Source organism: Streptomyces sp. AV19 (assembly GCF_015999245.1).
Lineage (GTDB): Bacteria > Actinomycetota > Actinomycetes > Streptomycetales > Streptomycetaceae > Streptomyces.
In genome coordinates this window covers 1-1,258 of record NZ_JAEAMR010000011.1, presented here as the reverse complement: position 1 = coordinate 1,258, position 1,258 = coordinate 1, and the positions used below count along the sequence as shown (strand labels likewise).

At 73.8% G+C, this 1,258-nt stretch carries 2 protein-coding genes and 1 pseudogene; all 3 read left to right on the top strand.

Annotated elements, in window-relative coordinates; translation table 11 throughout:
* A pseudogene (locus I5Q34_RS36120) lies at window positions 1-416 on the top strand (non-ribosomal peptide synthetase); the annotation flags it as partial.
* A gap of 3 nt (window positions 417-419) precedes the next feature.
* A complete protein-coding gene (locus tag I5Q34_RS36115) occupies window positions 420-806 on the top strand; it encodes a phosphopantetheine-binding protein (protein WP_374193051.1) in 387 nt (128 codons plus the stop codon).
* Window positions 807-907: 101 nt separating this feature from the next.
* Window positions 908-1,117, top strand: a complete 210-nt coding sequence (locus I5Q34_RS23305) for an MbtH family protein (RefSeq protein ID WP_199894346.1) — start codon at window positions 908-910, stop codon at window positions 1,115-1,117.
* The last annotated feature ends 141 nt before the right edge of the window (window positions 1,118-1,258 follow it).

The window sequence follows — 1,258 nt, the reverse complement described above, 5'->3', positions numbered from 1 at the left end:
CTTGGCTGCGGCCCGTTCCGGTGGGTGTGCCGGGGGAGTTGTATGTTTCCGGTGTCGGTCTGGCGCGTGGTTATCTGGACCGTGCGGGGCTGACGGCGGGCCGGTTCGTCGCCGATCCGTTCGGTGCGCCGGGTGACCGGATGTACCGCACCGGCGATGTCGTACGCTGGCGTCGCGACGGTCTGCTGGACTTCCTCGGTCGTGTCGACGACCAGGTGAAGATCCGGGGTTACCGGGTCGAGCCGGGTGAGATCGAGGACGCGCTGACCCGCCTCGAATCGGTCGCTCATGCGGCTGTCGTGGTCCGGGAGGACACCCCGGGCGTCAAGCGCCTCGCCGCCTACCTCGTCCCGGCCGCTTCGGACGGGATCGATGCCGTGGCCGTCCGTGCGGCGCTGGCGGCCGAACTGCCGGAGTACATGGTCCCGTCCGCGTTCGTCGTCCTCGACGCGCTGCCGCTGACCGTCAACGGCAAGCTCGACCGCAAGGCGCTCCCGGCGCCGACCGCGTCCGACATGGCCGTCGGCGGCACCGGCCGGGCCCCGCGCGACCTGACCGAGAAGACGCTGTGTAACGTCTTCGCCGAGGTCCTGGGCCTGCCCGACGTCGGCATCGACGACAGCTTCTTCGACCTCGGCGGCCACTCCCTGCTGGTCATGTCGCTGCTGCACGAGGTCCGCGAGTCCTTCGGCCCGGACCTGGGCGTGGCCGACCTGCTGGCCCGGCCCACCGTGGCCGAGCTCGCGGCGTTCCTCGCGGCGCGGCCGGGCGCCGGTTCCCGGGAGGCCGTGACGGACGCCCCCTGACCGGCAGACGAGATCACCAATAATCGACGGACGCGCGGTCGCGACGACCGCGGCGTCCCCCCACTGACACCACGCATCACCTTCACAAAGGAGCAACCGCGATGAGCGCCACCAACCCGTTCGAGGACGCCGACGGCCGCTACTTCGTCCTGGTCAACGCCGAGAACCAGCACTCGCTGTGGCCGGTGTTCGCCGAGGTCCCCGCGGGCTGGACGGTCGTCCACGGCGAGGACAGCCTCCAGGGCTGCACCGACTACGTGGACGCCAACTGGACGGACATGCGTCCGGCCAGCCTCGTGGCCCGGTCCTGACCGGACACCGCACCCCTGCACCGCGGGGGGGGGGGCCCGGGGGGCCCGGGGGGGCCCCCCGGCCGCCCCCCCCCGCGGGGGGGGGGGGGGGGCCCGGGGGGGGGCCCCCCCCCCCCCCCCCCCCCCCCCCCCCCCCCCCCC

What these genes read in the sequence shown, in the direction of transcription:
- I5Q34_RS36115 (WP_374193051.1), top strand. Translation starts at nt 420, where the DNA reads ATGGTCCCGTCCGCGTTCGTCGTCCTCGACGCGCTGCCGCTGACCGTC.
- I5Q34_RS23305 (WP_199894346.1), top strand. Translation starts at nt 908, where the DNA reads ATGAGCGCCACCAACCCGTTCGAGGACGCCGACGGCCGCTACTTCGTC.